16 protein-coding genes are annotated in these 18350 nt (G+C 57.8%); 6 read left to right on the top strand and 10 right to left on the bottom strand.

The window, feature by feature from the left end:
• The first annotated feature begins 17 nt into the window (after window positions 1-17).
• Both AC2FH9_RS17930 and AC2FH9_RS17935 read left to right on the top strand, forming a co-directional pair.
• On the top strand, window positions 18-476 hold the full coding sequence (locus AC2FH9_RS17930) for an NUDIX hydrolase (protein WP_496872450.1): 459 nt from the start codon (window positions 18-20) through the stop codon (window positions 474-476).
• Between the two features lie 93 nt (window positions 477-569).
• The gene (locus AC2FH9_RS17935) at window positions 570-2048 is read left to right on the top strand and encodes an inorganic phosphate transporter (protein ID WP_496872453.1); all 1479 of its coding nucleotides are present in this window, start codon (window positions 570-572) and stop codon (window positions 2046-2048) included.
• Window positions 2049-2052: 4 nt separating this feature from the next.
• Here AC2FH9_RS17935 and AC2FH9_RS17940 read toward each other — a convergent pair whose 3' ends face one another.
• From AC2FH9_RS17940 to AC2FH9_RS17965, 6 genes are all read right to left on the bottom strand, one after another.
• Entirely contained in the window at window positions 2053-3018 is a 966-nt protein-coding gene (locus AC2FH9_RS17940) for a 2-dehydropantoate 2-reductase (protein WP_496872455.1), read from the bottom strand.
• A 67-nt stretch (window positions 3019-3085) separates the two neighbouring features.
• Window positions 3086-4048: a pirin family protein gene (locus AC2FH9_RS17945; RefSeq protein ID WP_282027759.1), complete on the bottom strand. Its 963-nt coding sequence runs from the start codon at window positions 4046-4048 to the stop codon at window positions 3086-3088.
• Window positions 4049-4357: 309 nt separating this feature from the next.
• The gene (locus tag AC2FH9_RS17950; RefSeq protein WP_496698054.1) at window positions 4358-4699 is read right to left on the bottom strand and encodes a 5-carboxymethyl-2-hydroxymuconate Delta-isomerase; all 342 of its coding nucleotides are present in this window, start codon (window positions 4697-4699) and stop codon (window positions 4358-4360) included.
• A 57-nt stretch (window positions 4700-4756) separates the two neighbouring features.
• Window positions 4757-5683, bottom strand: coding sequence for an ornithine carbamoyltransferase (gene argF / locus AC2FH9_RS17955; protein WP_271950442.1), 927 nt, complete (start codon window positions 5681-5683; stop codon window positions 4757-4759).
• Between the two features lie 28 nt (window positions 5684-5711).
• Complete coding sequence (locus AC2FH9_RS17960) at window positions 5712-6899, bottom strand: aspartate aminotransferase family protein (protein WP_496872458.1); 1188 nt, start codon at window positions 6897-6899, stop codon at window positions 5712-5714.
• A 239-nt stretch (window positions 6900-7138) separates the two neighbouring features.
• Entirely contained in the window at window positions 7139-7399 is a 261-nt protein-coding gene (locus tag AC2FH9_RS17965; protein WP_496872460.1) for a zinc ribbon domain-containing protein, read from the bottom strand.
• A gap of 58 nt (window positions 7400-7457) precedes the next feature.
• Between AC2FH9_RS17965 and AC2FH9_RS17970 the strand changes: the two genes are divergently transcribed.
• Window positions 7458-7835: a MerR family transcriptional regulator gene (locus AC2FH9_RS17970; protein ID WP_496703360.1), complete on the top strand. Its 378-nt coding sequence runs from the start codon at window positions 7458-7460 to the stop codon at window positions 7833-7835.
• 47 nt (window positions 7836-7882) lie between these two features.
• Window positions 7883-8776, top strand: coding sequence for a DMT family transporter (locus AC2FH9_RS17975; protein WP_496690153.1), 894 nt, complete (start codon window positions 7883-7885; stop codon window positions 8774-8776).
• Here the strand turns inward: AC2FH9_RS17975 and AC2FH9_RS17980 are convergent.
• The gene (locus tag AC2FH9_RS17980) at window positions 8758-9561 is read right to left on the bottom strand and encodes an ABC transporter permease (RefSeq protein WP_142638062.1); all 804 of its coding nucleotides are present in this window, start codon (window positions 9559-9561) and stop codon (window positions 8758-8760) included. The genes AC2FH9_RS17975 and AC2FH9_RS17980 overlap by 19 nt on opposite strands.
• Window positions 9562-9687: 126 nt before the next feature.
• Between AC2FH9_RS17980 and AC2FH9_RS17985 the strand changes: the two genes are divergently transcribed.
• Window positions 9688-10263: a GcrA family cell cycle regulator gene (locus tag AC2FH9_RS17985; protein WP_142638060.1), complete on the top strand. Its 576-nt coding sequence runs from the start codon at window positions 9688-9690 to the stop codon at window positions 10261-10263.
• Between the two features lie 101 nt (window positions 10264-10364).
• On the opposite strand, the gene AC2FH9_RS17990 is transcribed toward AC2FH9_RS17985, so the two are convergent.
• From AC2FH9_RS17990 to AC2FH9_RS18000, 3 genes are all read right to left on the bottom strand, one after another.
• Window positions 10365-11453 carry a Hint domain-containing protein gene (locus AC2FH9_RS17990; protein ID WP_496750742.1) on the bottom strand — a complete coding sequence of 363 codons (1089 nt, stop codon included), beginning with the start codon at window positions 11451-11453 and terminating at the stop codon, window positions 10365-10367.
• A gap of 124 nt (window positions 11454-11577) precedes the next feature.
• A complete protein-coding gene (locus AC2FH9_RS17995; RefSeq protein WP_142638056.1) occupies window positions 11578-12654 on the bottom strand; it encodes a T6SS phospholipase effector Tle1-like catalytic domain-containing protein in 1077 nt (358 codons plus the stop codon).
• Complete coding sequence (locus tag AC2FH9_RS18000; RefSeq protein WP_496872463.1) at window positions 12632-14923, bottom strand: xanthine dehydrogenase family protein molybdopterin-binding subunit; 2292 nt, start codon at window positions 14921-14923, stop codon at window positions 12632-12634. Before AC2FH9_RS18000 ends, AC2FH9_RS17995 begins: the two co-directional genes overlap by 23 nt.
• Before the next feature lie 142 nt (window positions 14924-15065).
• On the opposite strand from AC2FH9_RS18000, the gene AC2FH9_RS18005 reads away from it, so the two are divergent.
• Complete coding sequence (locus tag AC2FH9_RS18005; RefSeq protein ID WP_496750746.1) at window positions 15066-18218, top strand: valine--tRNA ligase; 3153 nt, start codon at window positions 15066-15068, stop codon at window positions 18216-18218.
• Window positions 18219-18350: the final 132 nt, after the last annotated feature.

Here is an 18350-nt window from a genome sequence, read left to right on the forward strand (position 1 = left end):
GTACGCGAACGACAAACATGACAAAATGGCTGCGAAATATTTGGGAAGAGGTCGCCCGGCCTCTGTTCCTGCGCCCCCATCGGGTGCAGTTTGGCGCCTTGTGCACCCGCGAAACGCAGGACGGGCTGCAGGTTCTTTTGATCACCAGCCGGGACACCGGACGCTGGATCATCCCCAAAGGTTGGCCGATTGATGGCCTGGATGGCGCCGGGGCTGCCCGGCAAGAGGCCTGGGAAGAAGCCGGCGTGCGCGCCCAATCCCTATCCAAAGACCCAGTTGGGCAATATACTTATGACAAGATCCTGAAAGACGGGGCCAGCCAGACTGTGGTGACCAATGTCTATCGGATCGAAGTGCAGGAACTGGCCGATATCTACCCCGAGGCCGAGGAAAGGACCCGCGAGTGGGTTTCGCCCGTGATAGCGGCCGAACGTGTTCAGGAACCCGAACTGCGCGCTTTGCTGCTGCAGCTGTGACACCGCCACAAAAAGTGATGACGCCACGGTTGCTCGTCTGAGCGAAACCGTATAGCCGCGGGTGTTCTTTTGGAAACCGCCCGCAATAGCCTGATGTCGAACCCAAGCTCCAAACTCCGTTGGCAATCGCTGGACAGCGATCTGGCGCGCATCTCGCGCGTTGAGTATGCCAATGCCCATGTGGCACGCCCCATGCTGGCGCCGGGTATCGCCTTCGCCTTTATTGCGCTGGCCGGGCTGACGGCCGCAGTGGTTTTTGGGCGGGCTGATGGCGGGTTGATCGTTGTCGCGGCAGCGGGTTTTGGGGCCTATATGGCCATCAATATCGGCGCAAATGACGTTGCCAATAACATGGGCCCCGCTGTCGGGGCCAACGCGCTGACCATGACCGGCGCAATCGTCATCGCCGCCATCGCAGAAAGCGCGGGGGCCTTGCTGGCAGGTGGGGATGTCGTGTCGACGATTTCGAAAGGGATTATAGACCCGGCATCAGTTCACGACAGCACCGTCTTTATCTGGGCGATGATGGCGGCTCTGATTTCTTCAGCCATGTGGGTCAACTTGGCCACCTGGGTCGGCGCGCCTGTTTCGACCACACATTCGGTGGTAGGGGGCGTCATGGGGGCGGGCATCGCGGCAGCTGGCCTAAGCGCGGTCAGTTGGACCACGATGAGCGCCATTGCCGCCAGTTGGATCATCTCTCCTGTGTTAGGTGGAACTATTGCCGCTGGCTTTCTGGCTTTGATCAATGCCAAAATTCAGTATCAGGACGACAAGATCGCCGCTGCCCGCCGTTGGGTGCCGATACTCGTTGCTGTCATGGCTGGTGCCTTTACCACCTATTTGGCCGTCAAAGGCCTGAACAAGCTGGTCAAAGTTGAGCTTGAAGTCGCTTTGCTGTTCGGTCTGGCCACAGGATTTCTGACATGGCTGGTGACAGTCCCTTGGGTGCATCGCAGATCAGAAGGACTTGAAAACAGAACGAAGTCTCTGAAAACGCTGTTTGGGCTACCACTTATTATCTCAGCAACATTTCTTAGCTTTGCCCACGGCGCCAATGACGTGGCAAATGCGGTTGGTCCGTTGGCGGCAATCGTGCATACGGCGCAATTCGGGGATTCCGCTGCACAAGTCGCAATTCCAACCTGGGTTATGGTGATCGGAGCGCTGGGAATTTCCTTTGGGCTGTTCCTGTTTGGCCCAAAATTGATCAGGATGGTCGGCAGCCAGATCACCAAGCTCAACCCAATGCGTGCATTCTGTGTCGCCCTTTCTGCGGCGATCACTGTGATCCTGGCCAGTTGGCTGGGCCTGCCCGTCAGTTCCACCCATATCGCAGTGGGCGCGGTCTTCGGAGTGGGCTTCTATCGCGAATGGCATGCCGAGCGGCGCAGAAAGAACGCGAACCATCAACGCCTGCCCGAGCGGCGCCAGGCACAGGAAGAGAAAAAACGCCGGAAACTCGTCCGTCGCTCGCATTTCATGACGATCGTGGCTGCCTGGATCATAACGGTCCCCGCTACCGCAGTGTTATCAGCCGCTATCTTCTGGACACTGACGGCTTTTCTCTAGCCCATCAGATTCGGATTTGCTCGGGAGTAAGCGGGGATTTTGGGTTCTGTGCAATCTTTTCGCGAACCTGCGCGCAGATTGGGGTCGCAATGCCTTGCCGCTCGCCCAAACGGATGATCTCGCCTTGCAGACTGTCGATTTCCGTTGGGCGCCCTGCCATCAGGTCATAGGCCATAGAGGTGCGCGCCGAAGGGTCAATGATCAGCATCCGGGAGGCAACCCGCGAAAACAAGGGCGTCGGCAGGCGCAGGATATACGGTGTGATCCATGCGGGCAGCGGCGTCATTGACACAATCGGTTGGCCGGCGGAGTGCAGCACGGTCAGAGCCTCGGACATCTGATCCGCCATCAGTTGGCGCCAGTTGCGGTCCAGCAACTGCTGTTTCAACGTCAACCCGGACAACGCATTCAGCGCGTTATTGAGATTGATCACCAGCTTGCCCCATTGGACGGCTTCGATCTGGTCACTCTCTGACACCGGTAGGTCGGGGCCAGTCAGCTTTGCGCCCAAATCGCCGAGGCCGGATTGGATAACGATTTCACCAGAAGTCGCGCGATGAAATCCGCCAGTATCTGTCGGGACGACGTTGAAGGGCACCATACCGGCGCGGACATCGTGGCGCGGAAGCATCGTACGTAAGGTGCCTGCGTTTTCCAGTCCATTTTGCCAGGAGAGGATCACAGCGTCTGGAGCGTGTTTCCCAATATCCTTCGCCATCTCTTCCGTCGCGCCGGTCTTTACCGTGACAATGACTATTTCAGCATCACTCAGTTCCGCCGGATCTTCGGTCAGGGACAGGTTGGTCACATGACACCGCAGGCCTGAAAAATCTGTGACCATCAGCCCCTTATCCCGGATCGGGTCGAGGATTCGTACCCGCCCCAACAGGGTGACATCGTGACCGGATCGGGCCAGCAAAGCCCCGCAGTAACATCCAATGCTGCCCGCCCCCGCGATTGCGATCCTCATGACGCCCCTCCCCTTCGGTCAAAGATTGCCGCGATCCGCCTGTCAGACAAGGCCAACTGACGCCCGGTCAGCGCGCGCGCCTCGGACGGGTGCGTTCAAGGTCTTCTGAAATCGGGATGAAGTCTTGATCGTCCCCCGGAGGCAGTTGAAAAGCCCCTTTGGCCCAGTCCGCCGTTTTCCATTCGCGGGTGGCTGCTTCTATCTTTTCCTTTGAGGACGACACGAAGTTCCACCAGATATAACGATCCTCGTTCAACGTCGCACCTCCAAGCAACATTAGCCGCGCACCCTGCGGCCCTGCCTGAACGGAAAGGCGATCCCTTGGCCGAAACACCATCATACGACCTTGGGTGAACTGATCCCCGGCGATCTCAACCGTTCCTTCCGTCACATAAACACCGCGGTCTTCTTGATCATCAGGCAAAGGAAAAGAGGCCCCGGGGGCAAGCTGCACGTCCAGATAGAAGGTTTCAGACAGTGTCGTGACCGGGCTGCTTTCACCATAAGCCGAGCCGAGGATGAGACGAGCGCTGACCCCAGCATCCTGAATATGGGGCAGCGCAGATTGTTTATGATGTTCGAAGTCCGGTGCAATATCTTCCTGGTCCTCTGGCAGCGCGATCCAGGTCTGAATGCCAAAAAGACTGTGTCTTTTGCTGCGCGTTTCCTTGCTGGTGCGTTCAGAATGGGTCACGCCACGTCCTGCAATCATCCAGTTGACCTCACCGGGATAGATCATCTGATGGGTGCCCAAGCTATCACGATGCTCAAATTCCCCTTTATACAGGTAGGTGACCGTGCCCAACCCGATATGAGGGTGAGGCCGGACGTCTATACCGCCTTCTGTGATGAATTCTGCAGGGCCGACCTGGTCAAAGAAAATGAACGGGCCAACAAGCTGTCGTTTGACCGAGGGTAGCGCGCGGCGCACCTCGAACCCACCCAGATCACGTGCACGAGGAATGATCAGTGCCTCTAAAGACGGGTTCTCAGTCAAACGATCGGGGTTGTGAGACGGGTTCCAGCTCATTCCAGTTTCTCCCTTTTTCGGCAGGTAACGGTTCGCCCCTGCAAGATGCAGGCCGCTGCACCTGAAAGAAACCTCAATAATTGCACAACTCCGGTGGATTTTTGTCCGTTATGACATATCATTAATGTTATTACATAACAATTCTAACAGAAGTTCCACCTGAGAAAAGAACCATCCAAACAGCTCGCTATCCGATCACCTGTTTGACGGGGAATGCAGGGTATTTTTGCTGCCCTGCAAAGGAATGTTGCTTACGACCAAAGAAGGTGTCAGTCGCCGTGCTTCAGATAGACAAATTGCCAAACACAATCACGCCAGGCGTTTGGCATAAGACGCACGGTTCAGTTCGACCTCTTGCACCGTGATGCTGCCAACCTCGGGCATGGCAACAGTCAGAACATCCAAAACGGTAGCGTTCAGTTCAGCTCGCGTAGCCCCATCCCGGCCCTGCATCAATAAAAGCGTCGCATGGACAAAGGTCTGCGGTTCGGTCCCGATCCGAAAATAGGTGACCGGGTTGGCCCGGATCTTAAGGGCCGGTGCATCAAACTCAGCATGTTCAGAAAGCACCGCAAACAACTTCTCGCAGACCGCATGGAAATCATGTTTCTCTTCAAGGCCCTGAGAGAATTCGAGGACTATATGGGGCATTGTGCACTCCGGAAATCATGAGAGAGCACACGGCTCTCTCTTGCCATTTTCATGTGTTCAGACGCCCAGACACCAACGCATAACGGCCTTCTGGGCGTGCAGTCGGTTTTCGGCCTCGTCAAAAATGACCGAGTTCGGCCCATCCATGACATCGGATGTCGCTTCTTCTTCGCGGTGCGCGGGAAGGCAATGCATGAACAGCGCATCGGGTTTGGCATGGGCCATCAATTCGGCGTTTACCTGATAAGGACGCAGCAGGTTGTGGCGCCGTTCTTTCGCGGATTGAGAGTCGTGCATCGAAACCCAGGTATCGGCGACAACCAGATCGGCCCCATCTACAGCCTTGTAGGGGTCCCGTTCCACAACAATCTTGGACCCTTTTTGACGGGCAAAACCCATGAAATCCTCTTCGGGGTCGAATTGCGCCGGGCCCGTAAAAGTCAGATCAAACCCGAACTGGCCCGCCGCGTGAAGGAACGAGGCACACACATTATTGCCATCGCCAGTCCAAACGACTTTCTTGCCAGCGATCGGTCCGCGGTGTTCCTCGAACGTCAGCACATCAGCCATGATCTGGCAGGGGTGGGTGCGGTCGGTCAGGCCGTTGATCACCGGCACATCGGAATATTCCGCCATCTCGGTCAGGATGGTTTCGTCAAAAGTCCGGATCATGATCATATCGACATAGCGCGACAGCACGCGGGCAGTGTCAGCGATGGTTTCGCCGTGGCCCAACTGCATATCCTTGCCCGAAAGGACCATCGTCTGACCACCCATCTGGCGCACGCCCACATCAAAGGACACGCGCGTCCGGGTTGACGGTTTTTCAAAGATCAGGGCGACCATGCGGTCTTTGAGTGCCAATTCGTCATCCGGTGCCGCCTTTGGCTGCCCCAGACGCGCCTGCTTCATGGCAGCAGCCTGGTCGATCATGCCCCGCAAAGCGGCGGCATTGGTTTTGTGAATGTCGAGGAAGTGCTTCATGTCGTTTCGCTTTTCTAATCGGGTGGGCTCAGGCAGACGCCAGATTGCTTTCGACCTGCGCAGCCGTTTTCTCCAGACGAATAACCGCCTGTGCAATGTCGTCCTCTGTCAGGGTCAAAGGCGGCAATAGGCGGATCACATTGTCAGCGGCGGGAACGGTGATGAGGCCGTTATCATATCCCGCATTCACCACGTCCAAGTTGGTCGCCTTGCATTTCAGACCCAGCATGAGCCCTGCGCCGCGCACCTCTTCGAACACGTCCGGATGATTTGCAATCAATCCTTCGAGCTTCTGGCGCAACATGCCCGCCTTGCGATTGACCCCGTCCAGAAAGGCGGGGGTTGCAACCTGGTCGATCACCGCGCAGCCCACCGCGCAACCGAGAGGGTTTCCGCCATAAGTCGACCCGTGCGTACCTGCCGTCATGCCGCTGGCCGCGTCTTCGGTGGCCAGCACCGCACCCAGAGGGAACCCTCCACCGATGCCCTTGGCGACCATCATGATGTCAGGCGTGATGCCTGCCCATTCATGGGCAAAAAGTTTACCGGTACGCCCAACGCCGCATTGGACCTCGTCGAGGATCAGCAACAGACCATTGTCGTCGCAGATTTGACGCAGCGCTTTGAGCTCGGCATCAGGGACGGGGCGAATACCGCCCTCGCCCTGAATGGGTTCGATCAAGATCGCCGCGGTCTTGTCCGAGATCGCATTGGTGACGCCGTCAAGATCACCAAATGTCAGGTGTACAAAGCCGGGCAGCAGCGGGCCAAAGCCTTTGGTCATCTTCTCGGACCCCGCAGCGGCGATACCTGCCGAAGACCGACCGTGAAACGAACCGTCAAAGGTGATGATGTCGACCCGTTCGGGCTGATCTTTATCGTAGAAATATTTGCGTGCCATTTTCACAGCCAGCTCGCAGGCTTCCGTGCCTGAATTGGTAAAGAACACTGTGTCGGCAAAGGTATGTTCAACCAGCTTATCAGCCAGCGCCTGCTGCTGAGGGATGTTATAAAGGTTCGACACATGCCACAGCGCGTGGGCCTGTTCCGTCAGCGCGTTCACCAGCGCCGGATGCGCATGGCCCAGTGCATTCACCGCAATCCCCGCGCCCATATCCAGAAAATGTCGGCCATCCGCCTCGGTCAGCCAAGCGCCTTCGCCCTTCACAAAGGTCAGGGGCGCACGATTATAGGTCGGCAGAACGGACGGGATCATCGGATCATCCTTTTCGATATGTTGAGCCCCGTGAGTGATACACGAGGGCCATGTTCGTCAACTGATTTGGCGGGAGATGCGCCGATTTGGACAGCGCAAAAGGATCAAACGGGCCGGTTACGCGGCAAAGCGTCGGCGTCGAAGTCGCAGGATATCAGCGTGTTTGATCATGGGTGCCGTATAGCGCCGAAGTTTTGCGATGAAAAGGGCTTTGTTGCTTCAACGCTGCATCCCCCGTATCAGCCTTCGCTCCAGCGGTCTAATCGACCCATACCGCGCGTAAAAGCCCAGGCCAGAATGCGGGGCATGCCCTTGTTCACCAGCGCATCCAGACAATGGGACTGAAATTCCTCGAACGAGGCACCGGGATGTCGAAACGCACCGTCCGCGTAACAGAGTGAACAATACCGTGTGCTGCGGGTTCCGTCCGCTTCGCTGCCGCCCCCTTCGGTATCCTTGCTAAGAGGCATGCCGCAGCTTTGACATTTGAATCCCATCATCTTTCCCCTTGCAGGCTTTGACCACGAGCCATAAGATCAAAACCATAGAGTATAGTCAATGGTTTTACATATGCGTATCGGAGAACTGTCCCGCCGAAGCGGGCTGCCCCGCGACACATTGCGGTTTTACGAGCGGCACGGATTGATTGCCTCGCGCCCCGGGCCAGAAGCGACAAACAGCTATCGCGACTACCCGGATGACACGCTGATCACGCTGGAACAGATCGGCGATGCACAGGCGGCGGGGATCAGTATCGCCCAACTTGCAACCCTGCTGGGGCAACTTGGTGCGGCTGATCCCGAAACCTTTGACGGCGTAGCATTTCTTCAGGAACGGATCGAAGAGGTTGAGGCGCGGATCGAGCGCGCAAATCGTTTTCTGGACAGCTTGCGACAGGCCAAACAGGCTCTTGCTACACCGTCGGGCCAGCCCTGACCGTTTTACCCCTTGCCTTTCGTCCACCCGTACAGCACCGCTTACGCATGTTCGTTCCCAAAGCGCATAACCCGCCCCTAGCGGCACTGTTGATTTTTGTCGCCAGTGCATTCCTTGCAGCAACTACCCTGCTGGCCAAAGCTTTGGGGACAGATACGCTAGGTGCTCCTTTGCATCCAATGCAGATCAGCCACGGGCGGTTTCTATTCGCCTTCCTGGTCATCGTTTCGGCAGTGGGCATCATGCGCCCTAAACTGCGGCGGCCCCATTGGGGGCTGCATATCGGTAGGACAAGCTTTGGCTGGCTGGGAATCACGCTGATGTTTGCATCGGTCGCGTTCATACCGATGGCGGATGCGACGGCGATTTCGTTCTTGAACCCGGTCTTTGCGATGGTTCTGGCCATTCCCTTGCTGAAAGAAGGCGTCGGCCCCTGGCGCTGGCTGGCGGCGGCGGTGGCCCTGATCGGGGCAATGGTTCTGCTGCGCCCGACACCTGCGAGCTTCCAACCTGCGGCGTTACTGGCGCTGGCGGCGGCGGTCGTCATCGGGATGGAGCTGATCTTTATCAAAAAGCTGTCAGGGCGAGAGAGCCCGATCCAAATTCTATTGGTGAACAACGCGATGGGCCTGACCATCGCATCAGTCGCGGTGAGTTTCGTGTTTCAGATGCCCAACCCGGCGCAATGGGCGGCCCTTGCGGGGATCGGCGCATTGATGGCTTGCGCACAGGCCTGTTTCGTTAACGGCATGGCGCGGGCAGATGCGTCTTTCGTAGCGCCGATAAGCTATGCGACACTGCTGTTCGCTGCGCTATATGATTTTGCGATATTCGATGTGGTCCCCGACGCGGTCAGCCTGATTGGATCTGCCATCATCTTGGCCGGAGGGCTGATTCTTGTGTGGCGCGAGGCGCGGCACCGTCAGGCCTTGAGCCGATAGCCCGTTCGCAGCATCTGCCAGGTCAGTGCACCGACCACCAGTGTTGCAGCCGTGCAGATCAACATCCCAAGGTAGGGCGAGCTGTCTGAAACCCCAATCATACCATACCGCAGCCCGTCGATCAGATAGAAAACCGGGTTGGCGTGGCTTAGCCGGTACAAAACCGGCGGCAAGGCCTCGACCGAGTAAAAGGTGCCAGAAAGAAACGCCAAAGGCGTGACGATGAAGTTGGTAATTGCAGCCATCTGGTCGAACTTATTGGCGAATATCCCGGCAAAAAGGCCCAGCGCGCCCATAAAGGCCCCTCCCAGCACTACAAAGATCATGGCGATCAGTGGGTTCTGCGGGACAATACCCAGCACCAGCGCCAGCGCGGTTGCAACGACAACAGCGATCAGAAAGCCGCGGGCAATGCCGCCCGCAAGGTATCCCAGCAGAATCTCCAACGGCGAAAGCGGCGGCATAAGGGTATCGACGATGTTGCCCTGTACTTTCGAGATCACCATCGAGGACGACGTATTGGCAAACGCATTCTGGATCACCGTCATCATCATGATGCCCGGCGCCAGAAAGGTCAAAAATGGCACGCCCATCACATCAGACCGGCTGGGCCCGATAGCGATGTTGAAGATCAGCAGAAACAGCCCCGCAGTCACCAGCGGTGCCAAAAGTGTCTGCGTCCACACCGCCATAAACCGCAAAGTTTCCCGCCGGGCCAGCGTATAGAGACCCATCCAGTTCACCGCACCAAAGCGGCGTGCCTCCTGATCCATGAGATTCTGCATGATCTGCCCTCTACCTGATTCGAAGACCGCTTGTAACTCGGACCGCAGTGTTTAAAATAGGGGGCTGAGACGAATTCCCAAGGCGGCCCGAATCCGGGGCCGCTTTCCGCTTTTGAAAGGCAAATGATGTCCTGGACTGACGAGCGTGTAGAGCTGCTTAAAAAGATGTGGGGCGAGGGCCAGTCGGCCAGCCAGATCGCCAAGGAACTGGGCGGTGTGACCCGCAATGCGGTTATCGGCAAAGTCCACCGGCTGGGCCTGTCGAATCGCGCAACCGGCGCGACCCCCGCCAAGGCTGAGCCAAAGGAAAAACCAGCGCCCGCGCCCAAGGCCGAGGCCAAGCCCAAACCCACGCCCAAGACGGAACCGGCACGTCCAGCCGCAGCGCCGGCAGCCGAGGCCAAGCCCGCTGTTCCGGCCCGCCGTCAGATCATCCCGGCCGGTCAACCGCTGCCGCCGCAACCTTCAGCGAACGAGATCAGCCCCGAGGCGCTGGCCAAGGTCAACGAGGTTGAGAAGAAAGCCAAAAAGCTGACGCTGATGGAACTGACCGAGAAGACCTGCAAATGGCCCGTCGGCGACCCCGCGACCGAGGATTTCTGGTTTTGCGGTCTGCCCGTTGAGGCAGGCAAACCTTATTGCGAAGCGCATGTGGGTGTGGCGTTCCAGCCTATGAGCTCACGTCGCGACCGGCGGCGGTAAGGCTTTGACGAAGGCAGGCACCTAGCAAAAGAGCGCGGTGCCCGCAGCAGGCCGGAATGTAGGTAATACACCTGTTTTGGCTCTGCGTCATCTAAGAGCGATCACACTGGAATCGAAGAAGAGTCGTAATCTGCCAAAAGCGGCCGCCGGTTCCGTGCATGCCGAGCGATCAATCGCTTTTGCCGCCCCCCCTCTGGGATTTTGTAGTTGGTCTTTTGCATCGGGGTTTCGACAAGATCGGGGAACAGCGTAAAAAGCTCTTCCATGGCTGCTGCCGGTAGAGATTTCAGTGCTTCATCGCCAAGCAAAAGGCTCTCGGTCGGGGCACCATCTGCATAAATTACCTCATGTTCAGAAAACACCAGGTGGAAATAAGTAACTTCTGTAATTCTGTCGTCGACGTATATCCCCGGAAGCTCGACCAACTTTATAGCTGAGACCAGAACCTCGGGGCACTCAAACATGCGCTTAACGATCGCCGAGGATATCAGCATCCGGTGCTGACGGGACACGAGCAGGTCGCGTCTGGGCAGGCCCTGCCCTAGCGCGCCAGCGCAAATGCGTACTGGGTAAAGCTTGGGATGGCGGCGCAAATCCCGCGCGCTGACATGTCGCCGAATGATTTGTGACAAAGGCTGCGTGCAACCATGATCCGTCAAGACACGATCACCTTGCTTCAAACTCTCGATCAGGACAGGGCCCTGATCGGTCGCAATCAACGTTCCTGCCGTAAGGCACGGTATGGTGCCCGGTGTCGGAGTGGTGTTCACCGAATAGGTTCCACCATCGTCGGTGGAAATAAGTGAATCTCCCGCCCCGGCCTCGCCGATAACCGTCGAGCTCATCCCATTGGCGGGGCCAGCTGTCGCCGTTATCGGGCCGGGGCTGGGGGGATCGCTGAAAGAGCTGAACTGATAAACCGTTGACCCGTCGGATAAAGAGATACCATTGGTTTTACCGAGCCCGGTAAAGGTGGCGGAACTGGCTGAGTCAATTACATAGACGTCCCGGCCTGCGACTGTCGTCGGGGTGATCCCATCAAGCGTGTTAGTGCTGCGGATGGATCCGTCAGAGTTGTAGATCGTAACAACAAGCCCAGAAACATCCGCACCCGCGTCAACAGCGACCTCGATAAAGTCCTGTGGTGGGCCTCCAAGGTACTTGAGTTCGGAAAAATATGGGTCTGCCATATGTCAATTCGCCTTTGTGTTCGGCGTGAGTATGATGATCCGATACTTGTTTCAATATATGAGTACTAGGGTCTCACTAACCAGTAAATGTTCCCAGTGATTTTTGTTCGCAGCTGGAACCGAATTACTGCGCTGGATGCGATGGCAAATCCAACATCGGCACCCAACCGGGCAGTTCGTTTGGCGAAACCGAGACATGCAGCCGCTCGGATCGGTCGCGGCCTACTTTGCGGTGCTTGCGCAGTAGGAAAATCTTACCCCAACCGCGCCATGTGCCGACCGAACGCGCATGAGGGTCGATCACAAAGCGGTCTCTCCATCCCTCCGGCAATGGCAGGCCGTGCAGCTCTGCCTTGTCCAGCATCCAAACCAGCGAGATGTTGCTAAGGGGGCGGGCTTCTTCAAACCCGTTCAACTGGCCACCCACATCGCCATGGGTGCCTCGGAACCAGACTTGCTCGATATGGCCTTTAAAATCGGGGGTACATTTCCACAGGACCGGCTCGAATACCTCGCGCGTTTCATCCAGCGCCATCGCGTGGTAGCCGTGGCGTGTAGCGGGACCAAGCTGATGGTTGTGGAAGGCGTGGCGATCCTCGGCCCAACGCCAAAGCAGCGGTAGACGCAAGCCCAGCGCTTTTACTGTATCCCACACGCCGATCATTTCGATTGCAACATCTTCATGGCAGAACTGCCGGCGAAACGCAGCGGCGGCGCTACCATTGGCATTGCATTCATAGTGGCGGTAGGCCTGTTTGATATTCCTTACGGTCGCGTGCTCTGCCTTGAGCAGGCCAATCATGTCGATCACACCCGCAAGGCTGCGCACACCGTAGGCCCCACGTGAGTAGCCGATGAAATAGATACGGTCGCCGGGCTTATACCGCGAGGCCAGATAGCCATAGGCCCGGCGTATCTGGCGATTGATCCCCCGCCCCATCATCACATCCAACGAGGACTTCCAGCTTTCCCATTGCACGCCGGCCTCATAGAAGACGGATACCTTGCTTCCCATCTCGCAGCACAGCCGCAGCGCCTGCCCCGCATGAGTTTCATATCCGGGCTCAAGCGTCGACATGGTGCCGTCTAGAATGATGACATGGCTGACAGGTTCACGATGGCGCGTTTCGGCCGAATGCTCGGAACGCAGCGGCCGTCCAAGCCACCCCAGTACCTTTCTACTCAGCCGCGACAGTTGCATCGTTCAGCAGTTCCCATACTTTGTGCGGCGTAAAAGGCATATCGGCCTGCCGCACCTCGTGATCCCAGAGCGCATCCTGAACCGCATTTGCCACTGCAGCCAGCGCGCCCACGGTGCCGGCCTCTCCGCATCCTTTCATTCCCAACGGGTTAGAGGTTGACGGTACCGGCGCCGAGGTAAACTTAATCATGGGTATCTCGGCTGCGCGGGGCAAGGCGTAATCCATCAACGATGCCGTGAGCAGTTGCCCCTGCGCATCATGGACAACATGTTCGGACAGCGCCTGACCGATGCCTTGTGCGACACCACCATGAACTTGCCCCTCGGCCAGCATCGGATTGATAAGATTACCGAAATCATCGACCACAGTATAGCGGTCTACCCATGTTTCGCCGGTACAAGGGTCAATCACGATTTCGACAACATGTGCCCCGTTGGGATAGCTACGGTCGTCCAGCGTGATGCTTGCCTGATGCTGCAACAAATCAACGCGCCCGTCGGCACGGGCCATATCCGCGGCCTCGGTCAAAGTGGGCGTCAGGTTTGATCCCGGCGCGCGGAAGGTTTCAAAATCAAAGCGCACGTCGCTTTCCTCCACCCCCATCTTATCTGCGAGATAGGGCGTGAATGCGGCAACCATGACGTCGATGGTGGCAAGCGTCGCTGTACTTTGCACCGTAACTGATCGCGATCCCCCGGTTCCCCCACCATTCGGAAGCTGGTCGCTGTCACCTTGAACTACGATGATACAATCCAGGGGAACCCCGGTTTGGTCAGACAGGAACTGAGCATAGACCGTTTCGTGCCCCTGCCCGTTGGATTGGGTTCCGACAAAAAGTTTCAAGGTGCCATCCTCAACGAACTCGATCTTTGCGTTCTCGGAAGGGTCGCCCAAAATACTTTCGATATAGTAACAAATCCCCTGCCCCCGGAACAAACCGCGTTCAGCATCGGCGATCTTGCGGGCGGCAAATCCGCTGGACTGTATTTGGCTTTGGGACAGAACCATGTCGAAATCGCCGACATCATACGTTTCGCCGGTCGCGGTCTTGTAAGGAAATGCCTCAGGCCGGATGAAGTTCTTGCGCCTCAGATCCCAGGGATCGACGCCCAGCTCTCGGGCCGCGCGGTCGATGGCGCGTTCCAGGACATATATCGCCTCGGGCCGTCCTGCCCCGCGATAGGCGTCAACTTGCGTGGTATTGGTAAAGAACCCTTCGACCCGCAGATAGGTGGTTTGCACATCATAGGCGCCCGTCAGCACTTTGCTGAAAAGGTTGGTCTGTATCGCCTGCCCGAAATGGCTGTTATAGGCGCCGAGATTCACCTTGCTGTGCACCCGATAGGCGATGATCCGGTGATCGCTGTCAAAGGCCAGCTCGGCCAGCGACGACAGATCGCGGCCATGGTGATCGGACAACATCGCCTCCGACCGGTCAGACATCCAGTGAACAGGCTGGCCCAGTTTCATCGCAGCAACGGCCACGCAGAAATATTCGGGATAGGGCATGACCTTCATGCCAAACCCGCCGCCGACATCCGGGGTCGTGACGCGGATATCTTCGGGGTTGAGTCGCAACTTTTGCGCCAGCTGACCACGCATGGCCCAAACCCCCTGCCCGCCATAGGAAAAGTGCAACCGCCCATCAACCCAATGCGCCTGACAGCCCCGCGGTTCAATCGACGTGATGATCACTCGATTGTCTTCCACATTCAGTGCAACGGTATGAGCCGCCTGCTGAAACGCAGCAATAGTTGCCGCCTCATCGCCCAGCGCCCAGTCAAATGCCCGATTATCCGGAGTTTCCGCGTGCAGCGTTTCTCCGCCCGCACACACGTCCAGTTTTACGGGCAAGTCTGAGGTTTCGACCCAGATCAGCTCGGCCGCATCGCGGGCCTGTAAGGCGGTGTCGGCAATGACTACAGCGACGGGTTCTCCGACAAACCGTATGCGATCCGCGGCCAGCATATGCCGGTCCGGCGCAGCGGCTTTCGAACCGTCTCGGTTATTCAGGATGGCCGCATTCATACGCGTGTCGATCCCGGCGGCCTTCAGGTCGTCCAGCGTCATGATGAGCCGCACCCCTTCGGCCGCGCGCGCGTCATCCAGATCCAGCGCCCCAATCACCCCATGCGCCACCTGGGATCGCACGAATACTGCATGCAAAGCCCCGTGCGGCAGGACATCGTCCATATATTGCCCCTGCCCGGTCAGAAACCGCTGGTCCTCGGTCCGTTTGACGGGCTGGCTTTTGCCAAACTTTTCCACCGCGCGCTCCTGTCTCTGCCTCTAGGCGACATTAGGCTGCGATGCATCATTGTCCATAGCCCCGGCGCTTGGCCCTTTCCCTTTTGCTATCCTTTCGATATTGCAAGCGCTAACCCGAATTTGTTGACGCAGGACGCATCCAATGGCGATGGAAAAGACATTCAACGCGGCCGAGGCCGAGGCCCGCATTTACGAGGCTTGGGAACAGGTCGGAGCCTTCAAGGCGGGCGCGAACAGATCGCGCGATGAAAGCTTTACCATCATGATCCCGCCGCCCAACGTGACGGGGGCGCTGCATGTGGGACACGCATTCAATAACACGCTGCAGGATATCCTGACCCGCTGGCACCGGATGCGCGGCTTCGACACGCTTTGGCAACCCGGTCAGGACCACGCGGGCATCGCCACGCAGATGCAGGTTGAAAAGATGCTGGCGGCGCAGGGCAACGAAGGGCGGCGTGAACTCGGGCGCGAGAAGTTCCTTGAGAAAGTCTGGGAATGGAAGGGTGAATACGGTGGCACGATCATTGAACAGCTCAAGCGTCTTGGCGCCAGCTGCGATTGGTCGCGCAACGCGTTTACCATGGCAGGTGCACCGGGTGACCCGCGCACAGGGCATGAGAATTCTGCAAATTTCCACGATGCCGTCATCAAGGTCTTCGTAGAAATGTACGAAAAGGGCCTGATCTATCGCGGCAAGCGTCTGGTCAACTGGGACCCGCATTTTGAGACCGCAATCTCGGATCTTGAGGTCGAGAATATCGAAGTCGCGGGCCATATGTGGCACTTCAAGTACCCGCTGGCGGGTGGTGAGACCTATACGTATGTCGAAAAGGATGAGGACGGGAATATCGTGCTTGAGGAACAGCGCGACTATATCTCAATCGCCACGACACGGCCCGAAACAATGCTGGGCGACGGCGCGGTTGCGGTTCATCCGTCAGATGAGCGCTACGCGCCAATCATCGGCAAACTCTGTGAAATTCCTGTTGGACCGAAAGAGCATCGTCGCCAGATTCCGATCATTACTGATGACTATCCCGATCCCGATTTCGGCTCGGGCGCGGTGAAGATCACCGGCGCGCATGATTTCAACGACAACATGGTCGCCAAGCGTGGCGGTATTCCGATGTACCGTCTGATGGACACGCGTGGCGCAATGCGGGCCGATGGAGTGCCTTACGCCGAGGAGGCGGGCAAAGCGCAGGAATACGCACGCGGCAAAGCATTCACCGAGAATGAGATCGACGCGATCAACCTGATCCCCGACCACCTGCGCGGGCTCGACCGGTTCGAGGCGCGCGCCAAGGTTGTCGAAGAGATCACCGCCGACGGTCTGGCCGTCATGACCCGCGCCGACAATCCGGTTCTGGGCACAAAGCTGGGTGAGAACGACGACCCGGCTGCACTCGTCCCGCTGGTCGAGAGCAAACCGATCATGCAGCCCTTTGGCGACCGCTCGAAGGTCGTGATCGAACCGATGTTCACCGACCAGTGGTTCGTGGATGCCGAAAAAGTCGTCGGCCCCGCGCTGGACGCGGTCAAGGACGGTACGGTCAAGATCATCCCGGAATCGGGCGAGAAGACCTATTACCACTGGCTGGAAAACATCGAGCCCTGGTGCATCTCGCGCCAGTTGTGGTGGGGGCATCAGATTCCGGTTTGGTATGGCCTCGACCTGTCGGCCGAAAACTTCAAGGATGACGAGAACGACGGCAACCTTGATCTGGTCGAATTGGGTCGTTTGCTGAACGAAGGTGGTATGTTGCACCGTGGCAATGTCATGGAATGCGCGTCGAGTCTGGAAGCAGTGACTGAAAAATTCCTGGACGATAATGCAAACATTCCCAGTCCGCTAAGCCACGCAACTGTAATCGAAGTTGCCGATAAGCAAGAAGCGATCCATCAATTCGCCGAAAGCCTTGCTCAGTATGCAGTTGAACAAGACCCGACGAAGCTGGTTTATCCGGTTTGGCGTGACCCCGACGTTCTCGACACCTGGTTCTCCTCCGGCCTCTGGCCCATCGGCACGCTGGGCTGGCCCGAGCAGACCGAGGAGCTGGAACGCTACTTCCCCACGGACGTTCTGATCACTGGCTTTGACATCCTGTTCTTCTGGGTCGCCCGGATGATGATGATGCAACTGGCGGTGGTCGATCAGATCCCGTTCCACACCGTCTACCTGCACCAGCTCGTCCGCGACGAGAAGGGCAAGAAGATGTCAAAGACCACCGGCAACGTCATCGACCCGCTGGAGATCGTGGACGAATTCGGCGCCGACGCGCTGCGCTTTACCAATGCCTCGATGGCGGCGATTGGCGGCGTGTTGAAACTGTCTCGCGAACGCATCACCGGCTATCGCAACTTTGGTACAAAACTTTGGAACGCTGTTCGCTTTGCCGAGATGAACGAAGTCTTCACCGACGCCGTACCGCAACTAAACGTCGCCGATCTGAAACCCAAGGCCGCCGTAAACCGTTGGATCATAGGCGAAACTGCCCGCGTACGGGCCGAGGTCGACGCCGCACTGGAAAGCTATCGTTTCAACGATGCGGCCAACGGGCTTTACGCCTTTGTCTGGGGTAAGGTCTGCGACTGGTACGTTGAACTCTCCAAACCGCTGCTGCAGGGTGACGATGCCGAAGCACAGGCCGAGACCCGCGCTACCATGCGCTGGGTTCTGGACCAGTGCATGGTCTTGCTGCACCCGATCATGCCCTTCGTTACCGAGGAACTGTGGGGGCTGACAGGCACGCGCGCCAAGATGGTCGTACACGCCGACTGGCCGACTTACGGCACCGAACTGGTCGACCCAGAGGCGGATCGCGAAATGAACTGGGTGATCTCGGTGATCGAGAACACCCGCTCGGCGCGTTCGCAGATGCGGGTGCCAGCGGGGCTGTATGTGCCGATGCTGGTGACAGAGATTGACGCGCATGGCCAAGCTGCATGGGACCGTAACGAGGCGCTGATCAAGCGGCTGGCGCGGATCGACAGCTTGACCAAAGTGGACGCATTTCCCAAGGGGACGATCTCGATTGCCGCGCCGGGTGCGACGTTCGGTTTGCCGCTGGCGGATATCATCGATATCGGCGCCGAAAAGGAACGACTTGAGAAGGCCAAGGGCAAACTTGCCAAGGAATTGGGTGGTTTGCGCGGTCGTCTGAACAATCCGAAATTTGTGGCCTCGGCCCCGGAAGAGGTTGTCGCCGAAGCCAAAGCCAACCTCGCCGCCCGTGAAGAGGAAGAGGTGAAACTGAACGAAGCGCTAGCCCGTCTGGCCGAAATCGCCTGATCTTCGTCTACTCCAAGCCGTTCTAGATACCAGACCCCGCCACGCCCGCGTTGGCGGGGTTTTCGTTCCCCGGCCCAGATTTCGCCCTGTTCACCTCCGCTTACGATTGCTAGCAAGTGCGGGTTGATAACG

The sequence above is a fragment of the Ruegeria sp. CDSC081 genome (assembly GCF_059610485.1).

Bases quoted from the DNA above. Each gene is read 5' to 3' on its own strand.
- AC2FH9_RS17930 (WP_496872450.1), top strand. From the start codon at position 18: ATGACAAAATGGCTGCGAAATATTTGGGAAGAGGTCGCCCGGCCTCTG.
- AC2FH9_RS17935 (WP_496872453.1), top strand. From the start codon at position 570: ATGTCGAACCCAAGCTCCAAACTCCGTTGGCAATCGCTGGACAGCGAT.
- AC2FH9_RS17940 (WP_496872455.1), bottom strand. From the start codon at position 3,018: ATGAGGATCGCAATCGCGGGGGCGGGCAGCATTGGATGTTACTGCGGG.
- AC2FH9_RS17945 (WP_282027759.1), bottom strand. From the start codon at position 4,048: ATGAGCTGGAACCCGTCTCACAACCCCGATCGTTTGACTGAGAACCCG.
- AC2FH9_RS17950 (WP_496698054.1), bottom strand. From the start codon at position 4,699: ATGCCCCATATAGTCCTCGAATTCTCTCAGGGCCTTGAAGAGAAACAT.
- argF (WP_271950442.1), bottom strand. From the start codon at position 5,683: ATGAAGCACTTCCTCGACATTCACAAAACCAATGCCGCCGCTTTGCGG.
- AC2FH9_RS17960 (WP_496872458.1), bottom strand. From the start codon at position 6,899: ATGATCCCGTCCGTTCTGCCGACCTATAATCGTGCGCCCCTGACCTTT.
- AC2FH9_RS17965 (WP_496872460.1), bottom strand. From the start codon at position 7,399: ATGATGGGATTCAAATGTCAAAGCTGCGGCATGCCTCTTAGCAAGGAT.
- AC2FH9_RS17970 (WP_496703360.1), top strand. From the start codon at position 7,458: ATGGTTTTACATATGCGTATCGGAGAACTGTCCCGCCGAAGCGGGCTG.
- AC2FH9_RS17975 (WP_496690153.1), top strand. From the start codon at position 7,883: ATGTTCGTTCCCAAAGCGCATAACCCGCCCCTAGCGGCACTGTTGATT.
- AC2FH9_RS17980 (WP_142638062.1), bottom strand. From the start codon at position 9,561: ATGCAGAATCTCATGGATCAGGAGGCACGCCGCTTTGGTGCGGTGAAC.
- AC2FH9_RS17985 (WP_142638060.1), top strand. From the start codon at position 9,688: ATGTCCTGGACTGACGAGCGTGTAGAGCTGCTTAAAAAGATGTGGGGC.
- AC2FH9_RS17990 (WP_496750742.1), bottom strand. From the start codon at position 11,453: ATGGCAGACCCATATTTTTCCGAACTCAAGTACCTTGGAGGCCCACCA.
- AC2FH9_RS17995 (WP_142638056.1), bottom strand. From the start codon at position 12,654: ATGCAACTGTCGCGGCTGAGTAGAAAGGTACTGGGGTGGCTTGGACGG.
- AC2FH9_RS18005 (WP_496750746.1), top strand. From the start codon at position 15,066: ATGGCGATGGAAAAGACATTCAACGCGGCCGAGGCCGAGGCCCGCATT.